This window comes from Micromonospora yongxingensis (genome assembly GCF_052601155.1).
On record NZ_JBQXEO010000006.1, the window covers coordinates 210,769 to 230,179 of the forward strand.

The following is a 19,411-nucleotide window of genomic DNA, read 5'->3' on the forward strand; positions in this document are numbered from 1 at the left end:
TCGGTCGCCGGCCCCGGCCGGCGGCCGCCGCCGGTGCGCGGCGGCCAGCCCAGCCTGTCAGCTCCGACGGGACCGTCGACCGGGTTCCGCGCAGAATCGCCCCACGTCCGAGCCGGCCCGAGGTCGACCGCCACCGGCGTCAGGTCCGGGCGGCGCCGTTCTCGCTGATCGGCTGCCCGAAGGGCAGGAACGGCACGGGCGTCGGGTCCCCGGTGCCGCCTGGTCGCCCGAAGGCCGGCCCGGCATCGCTGGTGGGTGCGTTCGTGGCGGCCGGACGGTCGACGGTCACGGCCGGCTCGTCCGTGCCGCCCGGGCTGTCGGCCGGCTCGCCGTCGGGCCGTCCGTCCTCGGACTGGTCGCCGCCGGGCAGCTCGTCACCCGGCTGGTCGTCGGCGGCCCGCTCGTCGATCGGCCGCTCGCTGACGAGTCGGTGGGCGGCGGGCCGCTCGACGACGGGCCGGTCGGTGCCGGACCGGCTGCCCACCATCGGGTACTCGGCGGTCTCCGTGCCACCCGCGGCGGCGGCCATCACCGCGGCGGCGGCCAGGTCGGCCACCCGCTTCGCCTCCCGCTGCACCCGGGCGCGGACGTCCTTGGCGTGCCGCTCGGCGGAATCCCCGGCGCGGCGGGCCTCGTCCAGACGCGCGCTCTCGGCGGTCAGGTCCCGGCGCACCTCGTTCAGCCGCTGCTGGATCCGGCCCAGCTCGTTCTCCAGGGTCTCGCCCTCCTGGCGGACCTCGGCGAGCTGCTGGCGGGCGGTCTCCAGCTCGGCGTGCAACTGGGCCGACTCCTGGCGGCGCTCCTCAAGCTCCTCCTGCACGGCGGCAAGCTGCTCCTGCTGGGTGGCGGCCTGCTCGTCGGCCCGGTTGCGCAGCTCCGTCACGTGCTGCTGTGCCTCGGCCAGCAGCGCCGCGATCTGCTGCTCGGTGGTGCTGCGCTGCTCGGCCAGCTCCCGCTCGGCGACCGCCTGCTGCTCGGCGATTTCCTGCTCGGCGGCGGCTCGCCGGTCGTTGACCTCGCGCTCCACCCCGGCCTGCCACTGGGCCATCTCCTGCTGGCCCTTGGCCCGGGCGGCCTGGAGCTCCTGCTGGATCTGGGTGCGGGCCGACTTCATCAGCGCGTCGGCGGCGACCCTGGTCTGGTTGAGCTGCTGGGCGCTCTGCTCGGTGATCCGCTTCGCCTCGTGCTGCGCACGCTCGTGCGCGGCCTCACCGTCGGCCCGCAACTGCTCGGCGTGCTCCCGGATCGCGGTCAGCTCGGCCTCGGCCACCCGGCGCCGCTCCTCGTACGCCTGCTCCTGCTCCGCGCGCCGGGCCGCCAGCTCCTCGCCCAGATCCTGGCGCGCCTGCGCGGCCCGCTCCCGCGTGTCGACGAGGATGCGCTCCGCCTCGGTCCGCAGCTCGTTCGCACGATCCATGGCCGAGTCGGTGATCATCGACGCCTGCTTCTCGGCGAGGGCCAGGATCTCGCCGACCATGGGACCCAGATCCTGGAACGAGGCGCGGTCCACCTGCACGGGCTGCTCCTGAAGCTCGGCCAGCTCGGCGCGCAGCCGCTGCACCTCGGCGGTCAGCTCACGGACGCGGACCGCGGAGCGCCCGTGCTCCCCGCTCAGCATCGCCAGCTGACCGTCGAGCTGCTCCAGGTGCTTGTCGACCTGGCGTTTGTCGTAGCCGCGCAGGGCGAGCTCGAAGCTCGGCCGCGAGGCCGCATCGTCGCGTGCTGCGTGCGGCTCAGCGCCGATGGACATGCACCATCCTCCGTACGATCGGGGCGCCAGGGCCGGCGGTCGACCGCCCCGCGCGGGCCGTGAATGTGGCGCAACGCTACCGCCGAGGCCGCGCCGTGAGTAGGCCCGCCCCACCACCGCCCACGACAACCTCCGAGCACCCGTCCTTTCCCCGGTGGATCGTGACGGAGCGCCGCCCGGAAGACGGTGATCCGCGACCTTTGTCGCCGTCCACAGTGGCGCGAGCCGGTGGCGGACGGGCCGCCACCGGCATCGGTGTTCAGCGCCGGCGGGCGACCAGCACCGCGTCGTGCAGGGTGATGTCCCGGCCCTCCGGGTCCGTGGCGGCGCGAGGCCGGGCCTCGGCGGTGAGCACCTCCCACCGGGCCGGATCCAGCTCGCCGGCCACGTCCTCGGCCGTGTACATCATGTCGGGCATGTGCATCCGGTGCGCGGACGTCCACAGGTCCGACGGGTGGTGCCCGACGATCAGCAGGGTGCCGCCCGGCGCCACCGCTGCGGCCAGCCGGGCGAACAGCTCCCGCCGCTGCGCCGGCGGCAGGTGCATGAACTGCGCGGACACCAGGTCGTACGCCTCCTCGGTGGGCGGCTTCTCGCGCAGGTCGGCGTGCGTCCACTCGATGCGGTCGCCGACCCCGGCGGCGTCGGCGTGCCCGGCGGCCCGGCCCAGCGCGGTGGTGGAGATGTCCACCGCCGTCACCCGCCAGCCGCGCTCGGCCAACCACACGGCGTCGGCGCCCTCGCCGCTGCCCACGTCCAGTGCCCGCCCCGGTGCCAGATCGGCGGCCTCGGTGACCAGTTGCGGGTTCGCCCGGCCACTCCACACGGCCGGCCGGGAACGGTAGCGCTCCTCCCACGCCGGCTCCTCGAAGGCCGTGGCCACCAGCTGCCGGTACGCGGTCACCGCGTCGCGGGTCTCCTCGGCGATCAGGTCGGCGTTGATGGCCGCCCCGGCCGTCAGGCCGGCCGCGGCGGCTGTGATCACCTGGCCTCGTACGTCGGCGACGTTGCCGGCCACCCAGACTCCCGGCACGGTCGTCGCCCCGGTGGCGTCGGCCGGGATCTGGCTGCCGATCACGTACCCGCCCATCGTGACCTCCTCCGGGGCCAGGCCCAGCCCCACCAGCAACCCGGCGCGCGGGGCCGTCCGGGTGGTGACCACCACCGCGTCGAGCGCCACCACCCGGCCGGAGGCGAGCCGGACGCCGGTCAGCGCGTCCCCGGTCACCTCCAGCGCGGCGACCGGACCCGGCACCACGGCGATGCTCCGGGCGGCGAGCCGCTCGGCCGCCTCCTCGTCCGGTGCCGGGGCGTCGTGCAGCAGGAGCAGCACGTCCGAGCTCCACTGCCGCCACATCTCGGCCTGGTGCACGGCCATCGGCCCGGTGGCCAGCACACCGATCCGCCGGTCCTGGACCTCCCAGCCGTGGCAGTACGGGCAGTGCAGCACGTCGCGACCCCACCGCTGCGCCAACCCGGGCACGTCGGGCAGTTCGTCGGTCAGGCCGGTGGCCACCAGCAGCCGCCGGGCGCGCACCGCCTGCCCGTCGTCGAGGCTGAGGCGGAACCCGTCGTCGTCCCGGGTCGCCGTCTCCACCCGCCCGGCCAGGAACGTCCCGCCGTACCCGGCCACCTCGGCGCGGCCGGCCGCGACCAGTTCGGCCGGCGGCGTTCCCTCGCGCGCCAGGTAGTTGTGCACGTGGTCGGCCGGCGCGTTGCGCGGCTCGCCGGAGTCGATCACGAGCACCGACCGTCGGGCGCGGCTCAGTGCCAGGGCTCCGCTGAGCCCCGCCGCGCCGCCGCCCACCACCACCACGTCATATGTCTCGTCCACCGGTGTGTCTCCCTGCTTCTCGGCTGAGCCCACCATCCGTCGCCGCCGGCCGGGCGGCAACTATCCTTGCCGTTATGGCAAACGACGACAGCGCGGCGCTGGCCGCCGTCGGCCCGCGGCTGCGTGCCCTGCGCCACCAGCGCGGGACCACCCTGGCCCAGCTCGCCGACCTGACCGGCATCTCGGTGAGCACCCTGTCCCGGCTGGAGTCCGGCAGCCGCCGGCCCACCCTGGAGCTGCTGCTCCCGCTGGCCCGGGCCTACCAGGTGCCGTTGGACGAGCTGGTGGACGCCCCGGCGACCGGAGACCCCCGGGTACGCCCCAAGCCCATCGTCAAGCACGGCGTGACGTTCCTGCCCCTGACCCGCCGACCGGGTGGTCTGCAGGCGTTCAAGCAGATCCTCCCGCCGAACACGCCCACCGGGGAGCTGACCCAGCAGACCCACGAGGGGTACGAGTGGATCTACGTGCTCTCCGGCCGGCTGCGCCTGCTGCTCGGCGAGCACGACCTGACGCTGACCCCGGGCGAGGTGGCCGAGTTCGACACCCGCGTCCCGCACCGGTTGTCCAACCCCGGCCCCGGCACCACCGAGGTCCTCAGCCTCTTCGGGCCGCAGGGGGAGCGGCTGCACGTCCGCGCCCGCCCCACCGGGTCCGACGACCGGTAGTCGCGGCTCGGGAGCGCCCGTGCTGTTCCTGGTCAAGTGTCCGTTCGGGCTCGGGTCCTGGCGAGGGTGTGGAGCGTGTCCGTGGTCGCCGGGTCGGCAGGGAAGAAGGCCTCGACGGCCAGCCCGGAGACGGTGACATCCCGAGGTGTGCCGAAGACGGTGGTGGTCGTGAAGAACGACAGCTCCCGGCCGTCGTGGCAGTACCGCAGCGGGATGACGACGCGCGCGACCGCGTCCCTGACCGGCGTCGTACGGTCGTTGTCGCCCGGATAGCCGCGAAGCTCCTCGTGCAGTTCGTGCAGGGCCGGGTCGTTGGTCGTCGCGGCCTGCTGGCGCAGCCGGTGGAGCAGGTGGGCGCGCCACTCCGGCAGGTTGAGGATTCGCGGGGCCATGCCGTCGGGGTGCAGGCTGAGTCGCAGCACGTTGACCGGTGGGGTCAGGAGGTGGGGTTCGGCGCCAGCGGTGAGCAGAGCGACGGCCGGGTTGGCTTCGACGAGATGCCAGTGCTGGTCGATGAGCACCGCGGGGTACGGGTCGTGTCCGTCGAGGATCTGCCGTACGGCGGCACGTACCGGAACCAGTTCCGGATCACTGAGCTCGTGGCTGGGGTAGGCGGGCGCGTAGCCGCCGGCGAGCAGCGCCGTGTTGCGCTCGGCCAGCGGCATGTCGAGCTGGTCCGCCAACCGCAGGATGAGATCCGGACTCGGCCGGGATCGCCCGGTCTCCACGAAGCTCAGATGCCGGGTCGACACCCCCGCCTCGATCGACAGGTCGAGCTGGCTCAGCCCGCGCGTTCGGCGCCAGTCGCGCAGCAGCTCTCCGACGGGTCGCCCCTGCCTTGTCATGGTCGTCACGCCCCGACCCTAGGTACCGCATCGGAGCGCGGGCCATTACCTGCGACGTAATCGACAGGCGCCACGGCACCGGAGATCCTTTTTCCAGAGGCGGCGACCCGCCCCCATTTCCGGCGAACGAGGAGAGTTCCATGACTGCGGCATTCGATGAGCTGGCCGAGCGGTACATCGCGATCTGGAATGAGACCGATCCGGCGAGGCGGCGTCAGGACATCGACGACCTGTGGGCACCCGAGGGCCGCTACGTGGACCCGCTGGCCGTCGCCGAGGGCCGGGAGGCCGTCGACGCGACGATCGCCGCGGTGCAGAGTCAGTTCCCCGGCATGACGTTCCGGTTGGCCGGCCCGGTCGACGGCCACCACAACCAGGTCCGCTTCACCTGGGAGCTCGGGCCGGAGAGCGGCGAGGCACCGATCGCGGGTTTCGACGTCGCAGTGGTCGACGGCAACGGACGCCTGACCCAGGTGCTGGGCTTCCTGGACCGAGTTCCGGCGGAGAGCCGATGACGCACCCACCCGACCCGCGCCGGGTTGGCGGCACTCAGTCGAGGCAGAACTCGTTGCCCTCGACGTCCTGCATCACGAGACACGACTCGTTGACGCCATCGGCGGGCAGCAGGCGCACGCGCACCCCGCCGAGCGCGACCAGTCGTGCGCATTCGGCCTCAAGTGCCGCCAGGCGCTCGTCACCCACGAGCCCGGTGCCGACCCGCACGTCAAGATGCACCCGATTCTTGACGACCTTGCCTTCGGGGACGCGCTGGAAGAACAGTCGCGGGCCCACACCGGTGGGATCGACGCAGGCGAACGCCGAGCCCTGCTGCTCAGGCGGCAGCGCACGGTCGAACTCGTCCCAGGTGGCGAACCCCTCCGGTGGCGGCGGTACGACGTACCCCAGCACCTCGCACCAGAAGCGGGCGACGCGCTCGGGTTCCGCGCAGTCGAAGGTGACCTGGACCTGCCTGACCGACGCCATCGGTCCACCATAGGGGCGGGATCCCTCGTCGTCACCACGGGGCCGCCCCTCAGCGGGGTGCGGCGATCGGCGGCGTCGACGGCCCGAAGCTGGTCAGGAACCGGTCCCGGAAGGTGTCCATCGGCCACACCGGGGCCCGCGGACCCGGCCGCAGGCCGTCCTCCCAGCCCCAGCCGGCCGCTCGGGCCAGTACGGCCGGGTCACGGGCGACGATGGTGATCGGCACGTCCCGGCTGGCGCCCTCGCCGGTGACCACGGGGGCGGGCTGGTGGTCGCCGAGGAAGACCAGCACCAGGTCGTCGTCGCCGTAGGTCTGCACGTAGGAGATCAACGTCTCCAGCGAGTACCCGATGGCCTGCCGGTATCCGGCCCGGATCCGGCTGGTGTCACCGTCGGCGTCGCCGCTGTCCTCGCCGGCGGCGGCGCCGTGGTAGATCGAGCCGTCGCCCACCTCGTCCCAGCCGATCATCCGGGGTATCGCCGTCCAGGGCGAGTGGCTGGAGACCAGCGGGATCTCGGCCATCACCGGCTGGTCCGCGCGGGCGCGAACCTGCCGCTGGAAGAACGACATCGTGTACTGGTCGGGCATCGGGGCGTAGCTGAACGACGGCCCCCGATAGCCGAGCACCTCGGCGTCGTAGTAGCGGTCGTAGGAGAAGAACCCCTTCTCCGGCCACGGTTGGGTGGCCGCCGGCAACACCCCGACGGTCTGCCAACCGGCCCGCTGGAACGCGCCGTTGAGGGTGAGCCGGTCACTGGCCAGCAGGCTGCGGTGCCGCTGCTCGTTGTCCGTCCACAGGCCGGACAGCAGCGTGTCGTGCGCCAACCAGCTGCCACCGCCGAAGGTCGGGGAGGTGAGGAAGCCGCTGCGGGAGCCGTACCCGGCCGCGCGCAGTCGCTGGGTTCCCGAGTCCAGCACCGCGTTGACCTGCGGCGCCAACTCCGGGTCCTCCACCGCGTCCCGCCCGTAGCTCTCCACGAAGGCGAGGATGACGTCCTTTCCGCGTAGCCCGGTCAGCAGTTGGTCGCCCGGGGTGTCGCGGAACGGGTCGGTGGCGATCTGGGCGGTGAAGGCGCCGCGGTCGCGCAGCCGCTCGTCCACCTGCCCGGCGTGCGCGCCGACCAGCGCGGTGATCCCGGCGTCGGCCACCGGCACGCCCGGGACCACCCGGACCCCGACGACGGCGCAGGCCAGCCAGGCGACCGTCAGCGTGGCCACCGCCCGGGTCGCCACCCGCTCGTGACGGGCCAGCAGGGCCGCCAGCCGCCGCAGCGCCAGCGTCAGCACCAGCAGCAGCGCGCCGACCAGCAGCACGGCGCCCACCGCCGCGCCGACCGCGCCGGCCCGACCGGCCGAGTCCCGGACGAAGCCGAACGCGTCGTCCAGCAGCAGCCAGTCCAGCACCAGGTCGAACGGCCGGTCGAGGGCCGCGCGGAAGCCCAGGTCGGCGAGCTTCACGATGGCCAGCAGGCCGAGCAGCGGCCCCACGACGACCACCACCGCCCGCCGGGGTCGCGTGGGCAGCGCCAGCAGCAGCGCGGCCATGACCAACCCTTCCAGCGGGATGCGCAGGAAGGCCCCGGGCGTCAGCAGACCGAGCCGGTCCGGGCCGACCAGGACGACGAACACCAGCAGCACCGCCAGCACACTGCCCACCCCGGCCACCGCCCGCCGCGCTGGGCCGCGCTCGGCCGCCGACACCCCGGGAGTACGCGCCGACGCCTCCTCCGCGGCGGAGGGGCGCGAGCCGAACCGGCCGGCCAGCCGGCGTACCCGGGTGGGAAGGGTCATCAGAGCCTCCAGTCGGAGTGGACGGTACCGGCCGAGCGCGCCGCCATCGCCGGAGCGTGCACCGGCAGCAGGGGCGGCACGGTGACGGGGGAGTGCCCGGCCACCGGCAGCAGCACCACCGGGACGGGCACGACCCGTGGCACCGGAACCGGCGACGCGGCCGGCGCGGGTGCGGCGACAGCGACCGGTGCCGGCGCGACCGGGCGGGCCGCCGGGCGGCGGCGCCACAGCCAGGCGACGTCCCGTCCGAACGACTCCACCAGCAGCGTCAGCGCCACCACCAGCACCAGCGTCGTCCACGGCTCCGGCAGCACCCGCGCCGCGGCCACCGCCAGCAGCACACCCTGCGCGGCGGCCACCACCTTGCGCCAGTAGCGCGGTGGCAGCGACCCGCTGAGCCAGGGCAGCACCGCGCTCGCCGCGACGAACGCGTACCGCATCGCGCCGATGGCCAGCACCCACGCTCCGGCGGCCGGCGCGACGTACACGCTGAGCACCAGGATGAGGAACGCGTCGACCTCCATGTCGAAGCGCGCGCCGAGAGCGCTGACCGTGCCGGTGCGCCGCGCCACCTGACCGTCCACGGCGTCCAGCAGCAGTGCCACCGCGCTCACCGCGACCAGCAGCCCCACCGGCGAGGGCCGGCCGAACGAGTCCACCACCAGTGCGGTGACAGCTCCGACCAGGACGGCCCGGGTCAGCGTCACCCGGTCGGCGGGGCCCAACCGCGACGCGCCGGCCTGGCGCAGGCCCCGGCTCAACGCGATGCAGGTGACCACCGCGTAGCCGGTCCCGACCAGCCAACCCGCGCCGCCCAGCCCCACGGTGGCGGCCAACGCCGCCAGCACGACCAGTTGCGCGCCCAGCCCGATCATCGGACCACTTCGAACTGTGGGCACCGTACCTCCGTGTTTATGATCGACGACCCCGACAGGGAACACGGAAAACGTGGCCGTTCGGTTCGGCCGGAAGCAAAGGTGAGGTGCGCGACGGTGATCCGCGAGGCGTACGCCTGCTGGGTGCGCGAGCCCGGCTCGGCGGAGATCCGGCCGGTGACGCTGCCCGCACCGGGTCCCGACGAGGTGCTGGTCCGGGCGCGATACTCCGGGGTCAGCCGGGGCACCGAGACGCTGGTCTTCGCCGGCCGGGTGCCCCCCGACCAGTACGCCGCGATGCGCGCGCCGTTCCAGGAGGGCGACTTCCCGGGCCCGGTGAAGTACGGCTACCTGAGCGTCGGCGTGGTCGAGCAGGGTCCACCGGCCCTGCTGGGGCGCACGGTCTTCTGCCTGCACCCCCACCAGAGCGCGTACGTCGTGCCGGCCACCGCCGTGGTGCCGGTGCCCGACGGGGTGCCGCCCGCGCGGGCGGTGCTCGCCGGCACCGTGGAGACCGCGGTGAACGCGCTGTGGGACGCCGCGCCGCTGGTCGGTGACCGGGTCAGCGTGGTCGGCGCGGGCATGGTGGGCTGCTGCGTCGCCGCGCTGCTCGCCCGGTTCCCCGGCGTGGACGTCGAGTTGATCGACACCGACGCCCGCCGGGCCGGGGTGGCCGGCGCGCTCGGCGTGGCGTTCGCCCGCCCGGCGGACGCCTCCGGTGACCGGGACCTGGTCGTGCACGCCAGCGCCACCGCCGCCGGGCTGCAGCGCTCGCTGGACCTGCTCGCGCCGGAGGGCACGGTGGTCGAGCTGAGCTGGTACGGCGACCGCCCGGTGCAGGTGTCGCTGGGCGGGGCCTTCCACTCCGGCCGGCTGACCGTACGCAGCAGTCAGGTCGGTATGGTCGCGCCCGCCCGGCGGGGCCGGCGCAGCTACGCCGAGCGGCTGGCGCTCGCCCTGGACCTGCTCGACGACCCCGCGTTCGACGCGCTGATCACCGGTGCGTCCCGCTTCGCGGAGCTGCCCGACGTGCTCGCTCGACTCAGCACGGGCGACCTGCCCGCGCTCTGCCACCTCATCACCTACGACGGGGAGTGACCGTGTTCAGCGTGACCGTTCGGGATCACATGATGATCGCCCACAGTTTCCGGGGCGAGGTGTTCGGCCCGGCCCAGCGTCTGCACGGGGCGACCTTCGTGGTGGACGCGACGTTCCGTCGGCCGGACCTGGACGCCGACGGCATCGTGGTCGACATCGGTCTGGCCACCGAGCAGCTGCGCGCCGTGCTCGGCGAGCTGACCTACCGCAACCTGGACGACGAGGCCGCGTTCGCCGGGGTGAACACCACGACCGAGGTGCTGGCCCGTACGGTCGCCGACCGGCTGGCCGAGCGGGTGCACGCCGGCCAGCTCGGCGCCGGGGCGCGCGAGCTGGCCGGCATCACCGTCACCCTGCACGAGTCGCACGTCGCCTGGGCCAGCTACGAGCGGTCGCTGTGATCGGTGCGGGTCGGGCGACGCCGGTCGGCCGGCCGGGAGCGCAGGGCCGCACCGTCCACGTCGTCCTGCCCGGCGACATCGACGACCCGGCGACGCCCAGCGGCGGCAACGTCTACGACCGGCGGATCTGTCGAGGGCTGGGTGAGCAGGGCTGGTCGGTGCGTGAGCATCCGGTGCGCGGCGCCTGGCCGCACCCCGACCCGGTGGACCGGTCGGCGCTCGCCCGGTTGCTCGCGGCCACGCCGGACGACGCGGTGGTGCTGCTCGACGGCCTGATCGCCTCGACCGTGCCGGACCTGCTCGCCCCGCACGCCCGCCGGTTGCGCCTGGTCGTCCTGGTGCACATGCCGCTGGACGACGACGCCGAGGCCGCCGCGCTGGCCACCGCCCGGGTTGTGGTCACCACCAGCGAGTGGACCCGCCGCCGGTTGCTCGCCCGCCACCCGCTGCCCGCCGACCGGGTCCGGGCGGCACCGCCGGGGGTGACCGCCGCCCCGGCGGTGCCCGGCTCCGCCGCCGGCAACCGGCTGCTCTGCGTGGCGGCGGTGACCCGCCACAAGGGGCACGACGTGCTGGTCGACGCGCTGTCCACCCTGGCCGGGCTGCCGTGGACGCTGGTCTGCGCCGGCACACTGGCCCGGGAGCCGGAGTTGGTGCACCGGCTGCGGGAGCGGCTGGCGGGGGCGCAGGTCGCCGACCGGGTCCGGCTGGCCGGCCCGTTGACCGGGGCGGCGCTGGACGCCGAGTACGCCGCCGCCGACCTGCTGGTGCTCCCGTCGCGGGGCGAGACGTACGGGATGGTCGTCACCGAGGCGCTGGCCCGAGGCCTGCCGGTGCTCGGCACGGAGGTCGGTGGTCTGCCCGAGGCGCTCGGCCACGCCCCCGGCGGTGACCGGCCCGGGTTGCTGGTCCCGCCGGACGACCCGGCGGCGCTGGCCGGAGCGCTGGCCCGCTGGCTGGGCGACGACACGCTGCGCACTCGCCTGCGGCGCGCCGCCCTCGCCCGGCGGGAGACCCTGACCGACTGGCCGGTGACGACCGCGCTGCTGGCCGCCGCGCTGGAGGAGGTGACGGGATGACCGTCGAGGAGACCCTGCCGTTCGCCGACTGGCTACGGCTGCGCGAAGCCGCCGACGCGGCGGCCCGCGCCGAGGACCTGGTCGACGTGCTCCGGCCCCGGTTGACCGGCGACGGCCCGACGCTGATCCACGACCTGGGCAGCGGCACCGGCTCGATGAGCCGCTGGCTGGCGGCCCGCCTGCCCGGCCCACAGCACTGGGTGCTGCACGACCGGGACGCCGACCTGCTGTCCCGGGCCGCCGACGCCATGGCCGGCGTAACCGCCGCGGACGGAGCGCCGGTCACGGTGAGCACCCGGCACGGTGACCTCACCCGGCTGACCGCCGAGGACCTGGCCGACGGCGCCCTGATCACCGCGTCGGCGCTGCTGGACATGCTGACCGCCGAGGAGGTCGAGAGGGTGGTGGACGCCTGCGCCGCCGCCGGCCGCCCCACCCTGTTCGCGATCTCGGTGACCGGGCAGGTCCGGCTCACCCCGGCGGACCCGCTGGACCCGGTGATCGAGGCCGCGTTCAACGACCACCAGCGCCGTACCGTCGACGGCCGGCGGCTGCTCGGCCCCGACGCCGCCGACGCGACCGCCGCCGCGTTCGCCCGCCGGGGCGTCCCGGTACGCCAGCGGCCCAGCCCGTGGCGGCTCGGCCCCGAACAGGCCGACCTGGCCGTCGAGTGGTTCCGGGGCTGGCTGGGAGCGGCCTGCGCACAGCGCCCGGAACTGGCCGACCGGGTCGGGCCGTACGCCCGGCGCAGGCTGGCCGACGCGGCCGCCGGCCGGCTCGGTGTGCTGGTCGAGCACCGGGACCTCCTCGCCCACGGATGAACCGCTCGCGGCCCGGATACGTGAACTGGGGCAAGTGGACGATCTTCAGGGAGGACCGGCGCCGATGTTCTGGGCCTGGGCACGAGTGGTCGGCGGGGTGGGCCTGCTCGCCGTCCTGCTGTGGCAGGTGGGCACCGGTCCGTTCCTGGCCGGGGTGCGGCTGATCGACGCGCCGGCGCTGGCCGCGGCCCTGCTCATCGGTGTGCTCACCACGGTCTGCGCGGCCTGGCGGTGGAGCCTGGTCGCCGGTGGCCTGGGCGTACGGCTGCCGCTGGCGACCGCGGTGGCGCACTGCTACCGCGCGGTGTTCCTCAACGCCACCCTGCCCGGCGGTGTGCTCGGGGACGTGCACCGTGCGGTACGCCACGGCCGGGACGCCGGCGACGTGAGCCGGGGCATCCGCGCGGTGGTCTGGGAACGTGCCGCCGGTCAGGTGGTGCTGGTGGCCGTGGCGCTCGTGGTGCTGGCCGCCTTCCCGTCGCCGGTGCGCCCCTATCTGCCGGCCGCCGCCGCGTTGCTGGTCGCCGCCGGGTTGGCGGCCGTGCTGCTGGCCCGGGTCCTGCCCCGGACCGGTCGGTCGCGGTGGGCACGAGGGCTGCGCACGGCCGTGGCGGACGTCCGGGCCGGGCTGCTGTCCCGCCGGACCTGGTTCGGCGTGCTGCTCGCCTCCACCGTGATGGTCGCCGGTCACCTGGCCACCTTCCTGGTGGCGGCGCGTACCGCCGGCTCGGACGCCCCGCTGTCCCGGCTGCTGCCGTTGACGCTGCTCGCCCTGCTGGCCATGGGCTTGCCGCTGAACATCGCCGGCTTCGGCCCGCGCGAGGGGGTGGCCGCGTGGGTGTTCGGCGCGGCCGGGCTCACCGCCGCCCAGGGAATTGCCACCGCCACCGTCTACGGTGGACTTGTGCTGGTGGCAAGCCTGCCCGGTGCCGCTGTGCTGCTCGCCCGGCGTGCTCGGGTTCCGGCGGGCGGGCGGGAAACCGGCGACGGCTGTTGAGCCGGTTGTGGAAGGACGCGCCGCCGCGCGACGGTGGCGCCGGACAAAGGAGTCCCATGCGCGAAGCACTGCCGGTAGCCACGGTCCGTACGCAGGTCACGGTGCCGTTGGCGTTTCCCGACGGCTACGCCACGACCGCCCGGGTGTTCTCGTTCAAGGGCCTCGTGGACGGCCGGGAACACCTCGCCCTCGGTCTCGGCGACTGGGCCGGCGCGCTGGACCGGCTCGCCGCCGGGGGTGAGCCGCCGCTGGTCCGCCCGCACAGCGAATGCCTGACCGGGGACGTGTTCGGCAGTCAGCGCTGCGACTGCGGGCCGCAGTTGCGCGAGGCCGTGCAGCGGATCGCCGAGGCCGGTGGGTTCCTGCTCTACCTGCGGCAGGAGGGCCGGGGCATCGGCCTGTACGCCAAGCTGGACGCGTACGCCCTGCAGGACGCCGGCCTGGACACCTACCAGGCCAACCTCGCGCTCGGTCGGGGCGAGGACGAGCGGGACTACAGCGTCGCGGCGCAGATGCTGGCCACCCTGGGCGTGCCGCGGATCCGGCTGCTCAGCAACAACCCGGACAAGGCCGAGCAGTTGACGCGGCTGGGCGTCACGGTCGTCGAGCGGGTGCCCACCGGCATCTTCCTGTCCCCGGCCAACGCCGACTATCTCGCGGCGAAGGCGGCCAAGGCGGCGGAGACCGAGTTGGCCGAGGCCAGGGCAGCGGCGGCGGCCGGGGCGACACGGTCCGAGGTGGCCGACGGTGCGCCTCCCGCGCCGGCGGGCCGTACCCCCGACCGGCCCTTCTCGCGGTGACCTGCCGGCCGGCGCCGACGCGGCCGTACGTGCTGCTGAGCTGCGCCACCTCGATCGACGGCTACATCGACGACGCCTCGGACCAGCGGCTGCTGCTGTCCAACGACGACGACCTGGACCGGGTAGACGCGGTCCGGGCCAGCTGCGACGCGATCCTGGTCGGCGCCGGCACGGTCCGCCGCGACGACCCCCGGTTGCTGGTGCGCTCAGCCCGCCGTCGGGCCGAGCGGGTGGCGTGCGGCCGGCCCTCCACGCCCACCAAGGTCACCCTGACCGCCCGGGGCGACCTCGACCCGACCGCCCGCTTCTTCACCGCCGGCGACCCACCCCGGCTCGTCTACTGCGCCACCGGCGCGTTGGAGAAGACGCAGGAGCGGCTGGGTCGGGTCTCCACGGTGGTGGACGCGGGTGACCCGGTCGACCCCGGGTGGGTCCTGGCCGACCTGGCCGGCCGGGGTGTGCGGCGGCTGATGGTGGAGGGTGGCGGGACGGTGCACGCCCAGTTCCTCACCGCCGGCCTCGCCGACGAGTTGCACCTGGTGGTCGCCCCGTTCTTCGTCGGGGACGGCCGCGCGCCCCGGTTCGTCGGCGAGGGCCGGTTCCCCTGGCACCCCGGCCGCCGCGCCCGCCTGGCCGAGACGCGCCAGATCGGCGACGTGGTCCTCCTCCGCTACGCCCTCTCCGACCGCTTCCCGGGAGCCTGACCGCCGTTTCCCCCACACCCGACCCCGTTGATCATGAGGTTGGCGGGCGATTCGGTCTCCGATCGCCCCGCCAACCTCATGATCGCCGGCGGGTGGTCAGGCGGCGCCAGGCTGCGCGGAGGGCGTAGGTCAGGGCGCTGGACAGGAAGAGGGCGGCGGTGAGCAGCAGCCAGTGGGACAGGTAGGGGTGCTGGTTCTGGCCGGTGGCCGCGAGGTGGGTGGTCTCGCCCAACCTCAGGATGCCGGGGGCGAAGACCAGGAACAGCAGGGCGCTGGCGAGCGCCGGCGCCCGGAGATGGTTGAGCAGTGCGACCCGGCGGTCCGGCCCGGGGCGGATCACGGCCCGCAGCACCCGGTCGGCGGTCGCGTACGCCGGGAAGAGCACCAGGTCGTGGGCGATGACCGCGCCGAGGAACCAGAGCAGCATGCGGCCGGCCGTCGCCTCGCCGGCCAGCCGCAGCGCCACCCAGCCGGCGAGCACGATGGCGGCCGTCACCACGATCAGGTGCCGGGGGCCGGCGCCGTAACCGGCGCGCAGCCGGGCGGTCAGCTCAGTCATCGCCGCGCACCCGGAAGTCGATCTCGGCGACCCACTTGGTGCAGTGCACCCCCGGCAGGGCCGGGACGATGACCCGGGCCGGGAAACCGTGGTCGGGGGAGAGGTCGACGCCGTTGACCCGCAGCGCGAGCAGGGAATCCGGGTCGAGGACCTGGTTGGGCGCGAGCACCGCCTCCCGGAACAGCCCGGCCTTCTCCAGTGACGACACCCGCGCGGAGGCCGGGTCGGCGACCCCGGCCAGGGCGGCGAGGTCACGCAGCCGTACGCCGGTCCAGGTCTGCCGGGTCGACCAGCCCTCCACGCAGGCGATCGGCAGCGCGGCGGTGTGCTGCGCCATGGCCAGCAGCCCGGGCCGGTCCAGGGTCACCGTGCGGCCCGCGCCGCGCAGGGTCAGTCGCCAGCCGCTGCCCGTTTCCTCGGGACGTACGCCGGCGGCGGCGACGGTGCGGTTGACCGGGAAGCCGTTCGGCCCGGGGCCGTTGTCGCGCCCGCGCGGCAGCAACAGCGCGGTGCGACGTAGCGGGCCGTCCAGGGTCTGCCCGACGGTCAGCGCCGCCAGCAGCAGCGTCGCGCCGCCGACCAGGCCGACCGCGCCGCGCCGGCTGACCGTGGCCGGGCCGGGTCGTGCCGCCACCAGGTCGTCCGGGTCGGGTGGCTCGGGGCGGGTCGCGACGACCGGGGTACGCAGCTCGGCGGCGAGCGGGCGGGACCGTAGCGCGGTCACCAGGCGGGGCAGCTTGAGTACCACGTGCGCCACGAACGCCCCGATGAAGACCCACCCGCCGAAGTAGTGGGCGGTGTAGAAGTCGAAACCGAACAGGTACGCGTACTGGATGTTGAGCAGCCCGGTGGCGATCTGGAACAGGATCCCCCCGACCAGCAGCAGCAGGGTGAGCCGTTCCAGCACCTGGGCCAGCGAGCGGGCCGGCGGCCAGTTGAACAGCTTCGGGATCACCGACCAGAGCTTGCCCAGCACCACGGGGATGAGCACGATCCCGAGCGTGACGTGCAGTCCCTGGGTGACCCGGAACAGCCAGGACGGCCGGGTCGGCCAGTCGAACGTGGGCAGCCGCAGCCAGCCCACGTCGTGCGGGAACGCCTGGCCGAAGCGAGGGCCGTAGGCCGCGTAGTCGAGCAGCCCGGTGATGATCACCAGCGGCAGTCCGACCAGCAGCACCGACCCGTAGACGGCGGTGAGCCAGGGGCCGCGCAGCGGGCTGCGCCAGCTCCGGTCGAGGGTGTCCACGCCGGGTGGCCGGTGCCGGTCCAGCGCCCGCCAGAACCGGCGCGGTGCGCCGTGGTCGTCCGCGTTCGCCGGTGGCGCGCCGGTCGGGTCGGTGCTCGGACCGGGTCTGCTGCGAGACACCGTTGCTCCTTCCTCGCCGCCGGGTGCCGCACCGGCCGGCGGCCGGGCGGGCGGCGGGCCGCCGTCGGTCGGCGGCGGATGCGCTGCGGGCAGGCTAGAACGCGCAGGTCGGGCCCGGACGCGTTTGCCGGATTACCGAACGCTTACCGGCTGACCTGTGCCCGTCGACCTGTTGCGAACTCCTTACGGGTCGCCGGAACCGGCCCGCCGGGCACCCGTCCGCCCTACCGTGACCGGGTATGCGGGTACTGGTCACCGGCGCGGCCGGGTTCATCGGGTCGCAGGTCGTCGACCTGCTGGTCGAGCAGGGGCACGAGGTGGTGGCGTTGGACGCGCTGCTGCCGCAGGCGCACGGCGGTGAGCTGCCCGCGTGGTCCCGCACGCACGACGTGGTACGCGGGGACGTCCGCGACGGCCCACTGCTGGACCGGCTGCTGTCCGGGGTGGACGCGGTCTGCCACCAGGCGGCGATGGTCGGGCACGGCCTGGACCCGTCGGACGCCCCCGACTACGTCACGCACAACGACTACGGCACGGCGGTGCTGCTGGCGGCGCTGCACCGGGCAGGGATCGGACGCTTGGTGCTGGCCAGCTCGATGGTGGTCTACGGCGAGGGGCGCTACACCTGCCCCGGCCACGGCACGGTGCGCCCGGAGCCCCGCCGGGCCGAGGACGTGGCGGCCGGCCGGTACGACCCGACCTGCCCACACTGCGGCCTCGACCTCGACCCGGCCCTCGTGCCCGAGGACGCACCACTCGACCCGCGCAGCACGTACGCGGCGACCAAGCTCGCCCAGGAGCACCTGGCGGCGGCGTGGGCCCGCCAGACCGGTGGCACGGTCTGGGCACTGCGCTACCACAACGTCTACGGTCCCCGGATGCCCCGCGACACCCCGTACGCCGGAGTGGCGTCGATCTTCCGGTCCGCGCTGGCGGCCGGCGAGGCACCCCGGGTGTTGGAGGACGGCCGGCAGCGGCGCGACTTCGTGCACGTCACCGACGTCGCGCGGGCCAACCTGCTGGCCCTGGCCGGCGCCGCGCCACCGGCCACGCTGGTGCCGGTGAACATCTGCTCGGGTGAGCCGCACACGGTGGGGGAGTTGGCGGCGACCCTGGCCGAGGCGATGGGCGGACCGGCTCCCCGGGTTGTCGGCGGCGCCCGGGCGGCCGACGTGCGGCACGTGGTGGCGGACCCACGCCGGGCCGTCGACCTGCTCGGCTACACCGCCCGGGTGGGCTTCGCCGAGGGGGTGGCCGGCTTCGCCACCGACCCGCTGCGCGAGCCGGCCGCGATCGCCGGCTGACCGCCTGCTTCGCGGGCGCGCTCAGGACACCGTCCAGACGAGGTGGTTGACGGCCAGCGCGGTGGCCGCCTGCCCGGCCAGCCACCAGCGCCGCGAGCCCGCCGGTAGTCGGGCGGTGGCCACCAGCAGCCACACGACGAACGGCAACCAGATCCGCTCGACCTCGGCCTTGCTCAGCCCGGACAGGTCCGCGCCGAGGACGGCCACCACGGCCGCCAGTGGCAGCAGCACGGTCGGGCCGGCCGCGCGTACCGCCGCTGCCGCCGCCGTGGCCAACCGGCCGACGGCCCGCCACCCGGTCGCTGCCGCTCCCGGACCGAGGCGCGGGCCACCCGGTGCCGGACCGGTCGGCGGAACGGCAGCGCGCGCCGGTAGCGCCTCGCGCAGCGCCGGCCACCACTCCCGTCGAACGGCCAGCAGCACCCGACGCAGTGCCGGCCCGAGCACCGGCCCGGCGCTGAGCAGCAGGGCGGCCACGTTGGCCCACACCCAGTAGCCGTAGGGACGGTCCGCCGCCCAGCCCTGGTAGTACCGCTCGACCACCAGCCGGTACCCGTCCCACCACTGGAAACCCGCCGCCAGGAACACCGCCGTCACGGCGACCACCCCCGCGCAGGCGGCGAGCAGCGCACCCCACCGGTGGGTACGGCGCAGCGCCAGCACGGCCAACGCGAGCACCCCGACGAGCAGAAACCCGTACGACAGGTGCAGCGCGAAGCCGAGCACGGCGCCGCCGGCCGCGGCGGCGACCCGGCCACGCACCGCCAGCAGGGCCAGGCCGGCCGCGACCACGGCGGCGAAGATGCCGTCGGCGGAGGCGCCCACCCAGACCGCGCCCGGAAGCAGCACGAGGAACGGGAGCACCGCGCGGGCCGCGTCGGCCGCGCCGAGCGCCCGCAGTGTCACCGGCACCGACACCGCCACCGTGGCCCCGACGAGCACGCAGGCCAGCGCGGCGGCGGTGCCCCCACCCAGGCCGACCCGGTCCAGCCAGACGAAGATCAGCAGTGCGCCGGGGGGATGCCCGGCGGTGTGGGTGGACCAGGCGTCCGGCTGGAAGTCCAGGATCCGGCCGGTGAAGCCGGCCAGCATCGCCGGAATGTCGGTGACCCCGGGCACCTCGTGCAGGTACTCGGCCTGTGGGGTGAGCCGCCGGGTCAGCCCCGCCGACCAGCCGTCCACCAGGGCCAGCGACAGCGTCCAGGCCACCGCCGCCAACCACGCGGCGACCAGCAGGACGGCCCACCGGGCGGTGCGCGCCCACCGCACGCCCCAGCCCACGACCGCGACCGCCACCAGCAGCGCGGCCGGGCTGCCCCAGCCCACGTGCGGCCGCCAGGTCGCGTACAGCGGGGCGGCGTCGGCGTGCAACCCGGCACCGCGCGCGTTCAGCAGCGCACCCACCAGCACGGCCACGGCGAGCAGCGCCGCCTCCACGCCCAGCACCAGCAGATCGCCCCGCCAGCGGCGGGTCCGGGTCCGCCCGGGGGCGGTGGCGGGAGCGGTGGTCGAGGTCATGACCACCGGACGGTAC

The 19,411-nt window shown here is 75.0% G+C and carries 19 protein-coding genes; 10 read left to right on the forward strand and 9 right to left on the reverse strand.

The features are described from left to right. Positions 1-139: 139 nt before the first annotated feature. Positions 140-1,750: a coiled-coil domain-containing protein gene (locus ACTWLT_RS10770; protein WP_445318209.1), complete on the reverse strand. Its 1,611-nt coding sequence runs from the start codon at positions 1,748-1,750 to the stop codon at positions 140-142. A gap of 259 nt (positions 1,751-2,009) precedes the next feature. Beyond that, positions 2,010-3,620, reverse strand: coding sequence for an FAD-dependent oxidoreductase (locus ACTWLT_RS10775; protein WP_445318210.1), 1,611 nt, complete (start codon positions 3,618-3,620; stop codon positions 2,010-2,012). 38 nt (positions 3,621-3,658) lie between these two features. On the opposite strand from ACTWLT_RS10775, the gene ACTWLT_RS10780 reads away from it, so the two are divergent. After that, complete coding sequence (locus tag ACTWLT_RS10780) at positions 3,659-4,252, forward strand: helix-turn-helix domain-containing protein (protein ID WP_252415415.1); 594 nt, start codon at positions 3,659-3,661, stop codon at positions 4,250-4,252. Between the two features lie 32 nt (positions 4,253-4,284). On the opposite strand, the gene ACTWLT_RS10785 is transcribed toward ACTWLT_RS10780, so the two are convergent. Continuing rightward, positions 4,285-5,097, reverse strand: a complete 813-nt coding sequence (locus tag ACTWLT_RS10785; protein ID WP_445318250.1) for a helix-turn-helix domain-containing protein — start codon at positions 5,095-5,097, stop codon at positions 4,285-4,287. Positions 5,098-5,237: 140 nt separating this feature from the next. Between ACTWLT_RS10785 and ACTWLT_RS10790 the strand changes: the two genes are divergently transcribed. Continuing rightward, positions 5,238-5,612 (forward strand): nuclear transport factor 2 family protein, encoded by a 375-nt coding sequence (locus ACTWLT_RS10790; protein ID WP_445318211.1) that lies wholly within the window; start codon positions 5,238-5,240, stop codon positions 5,610-5,612. A gap of 34 nt (positions 5,613-5,646) precedes the next feature. Here ACTWLT_RS10790 and ACTWLT_RS10795 read toward each other — a convergent pair whose 3' ends face one another. The 3 genes from ACTWLT_RS10795 to ACTWLT_RS10805 are packed head-to-tail and all read right to left on the reverse strand — an operon-like array spanning position 5,647 to position 8,772. After that, positions 5,647-6,081, reverse strand: coding sequence for a VOC family protein (locus ACTWLT_RS10795; protein WP_445318212.1), 435 nt, complete (start codon positions 6,079-6,081; stop codon positions 5,647-5,649). A 49-nt stretch (positions 6,082-6,130) separates the two neighbouring features. Then, positions 6,131-7,873: a sulfatase-like hydrolase/transferase gene (locus ACTWLT_RS10800; protein ID WP_445318213.1), complete on the reverse strand. Its 1,743-nt coding sequence runs from the start codon at positions 7,871-7,873 to the stop codon at positions 6,131-6,133. Then, the gene (locus tag ACTWLT_RS10805; protein WP_445318214.1) at positions 7,873-8,772 is read right to left on the reverse strand and encodes a CDP-alcohol phosphatidyltransferase family protein; all 900 of its coding nucleotides are present in this window, start codon (positions 8,770-8,772) and stop codon (positions 7,873-7,875) included. The genes ACTWLT_RS10800 and ACTWLT_RS10805 overlap by 1 nt, the downstream gene beginning before the upstream one ends. Positions 8,773-8,865: 93 nt before the next feature. On the opposite strand from ACTWLT_RS10805, the gene ACTWLT_RS10810 reads away from it, so the two are divergent. The 7 genes from ACTWLT_RS10810 to ACTWLT_RS10840 all read left to right on the forward strand — a co-directional run bounded on the left by ACTWLT_RS10810 (position 8,866) and on the right by ACTWLT_RS10840 (position 14,648). After that, positions 8,866-9,846 carry a zinc-dependent alcohol dehydrogenase gene (locus ACTWLT_RS10810; protein WP_445318215.1) on the forward strand — a complete coding sequence of 327 codons (981 nt, stop codon included), beginning with the start codon at positions 8,866-8,868 and terminating at the stop codon, positions 9,844-9,846. Between the two features lie 2 nt (positions 9,847-9,848). Further along, positions 9,849-10,247 carry a 6-pyruvoyl trahydropterin synthase family protein gene (locus tag ACTWLT_RS10815; RefSeq protein WP_252415421.1) on the forward strand — a complete coding sequence of 133 codons (399 nt, stop codon included), beginning with the start codon at positions 9,849-9,851 and terminating at the stop codon, positions 10,245-10,247. Then, positions 10,247-11,326 carry a glycosyltransferase family 4 protein gene (locus ACTWLT_RS10820; RefSeq protein ID WP_445318251.1) on the forward strand — a complete coding sequence of 360 codons (1,080 nt, stop codon included), beginning with the start codon at positions 10,247-10,249 and terminating at the stop codon, positions 11,324-11,326. The genes ACTWLT_RS10815 and ACTWLT_RS10820 overlap by 1 nt, the downstream gene beginning before the upstream one ends. Next, positions 11,323-12,147, forward strand: a complete 825-nt coding sequence (locus ACTWLT_RS10825) for a class I SAM-dependent methyltransferase (RefSeq protein ID WP_445318216.1) — start codon at positions 11,323-11,325, stop codon at positions 12,145-12,147. Before ACTWLT_RS10820 ends, ACTWLT_RS10825 begins: the two co-directional genes overlap by 4 nt. A gap of 64 nt (positions 12,148-12,211) precedes the next feature. Continuing rightward, on the forward strand, positions 12,212-13,144 hold the full coding sequence (locus tag ACTWLT_RS10830) for a lysylphosphatidylglycerol synthase transmembrane domain-containing protein (protein WP_252415423.1): 933 nt from the start codon (positions 12,212-12,214) through the stop codon (positions 13,142-13,144). A 56-nt stretch (positions 13,145-13,200) separates the two neighbouring features. Next, positions 13,201-13,944 carry a GTP cyclohydrolase II gene (locus tag ACTWLT_RS10835; RefSeq protein ID WP_445318217.1) on the forward strand — a complete coding sequence of 248 codons (744 nt, stop codon included), beginning with the start codon at positions 13,201-13,203 and terminating at the stop codon, positions 13,942-13,944. Beyond that, entirely contained in the window at positions 13,941-14,648 is a 708-nt protein-coding gene (locus ACTWLT_RS10840; protein WP_445318218.1) for a RibD family protein, read from the forward strand. The genes ACTWLT_RS10835 and ACTWLT_RS10840 overlap by 4 nt, the downstream gene beginning before the upstream one ends. 76 nt (positions 14,649-14,724) lie before the next feature. Here ACTWLT_RS10840 and ACTWLT_RS10845 read toward each other — a convergent pair whose 3' ends face one another. Together ACTWLT_RS10845 and ACTWLT_RS10850 are read right to left on the reverse strand one after the other, a co-directional pair. Next, complete coding sequence (locus tag ACTWLT_RS10845; RefSeq protein ID WP_445318219.1) at positions 14,725-15,207, reverse strand: hypothetical protein; 483 nt, start codon at positions 15,205-15,207, stop codon at positions 14,725-14,727. Next, positions 15,200-16,573, reverse strand: coding sequence for a molybdopterin-dependent oxidoreductase (locus ACTWLT_RS10850; RefSeq protein ID WP_445318220.1), 1,374 nt, complete (start codon positions 16,571-16,573; stop codon positions 15,200-15,202). Before ACTWLT_RS10850 ends, ACTWLT_RS10845 begins: the two co-directional genes overlap by 8 nt. 239 nt (positions 16,574-16,812) lie before the next feature. On the opposite strand from ACTWLT_RS10850, the gene ACTWLT_RS10855 reads away from it, so the two are divergent. Next, positions 16,813-17,877 carry an NAD-dependent epimerase/dehydratase family protein gene (locus tag ACTWLT_RS10855; RefSeq protein WP_445318221.1) on the forward strand — a complete coding sequence of 355 codons (1,065 nt, stop codon included), beginning with the start codon at positions 16,813-16,815 and terminating at the stop codon, positions 17,875-17,877. A 21-nt stretch (positions 17,878-17,898) separates the two neighbouring features. On the opposite strand, the gene ACTWLT_RS10860 is transcribed toward ACTWLT_RS10855, so the two are convergent. Next, positions 17,899-19,395 (reverse strand): hypothetical protein, encoded by a 1,497-nt coding sequence (locus ACTWLT_RS10860; RefSeq protein WP_445318222.1) that lies wholly within the window; start codon positions 19,393-19,395, stop codon positions 17,899-17,901. Positions 19,396-19,411: the final 16 nt, after the last annotated feature.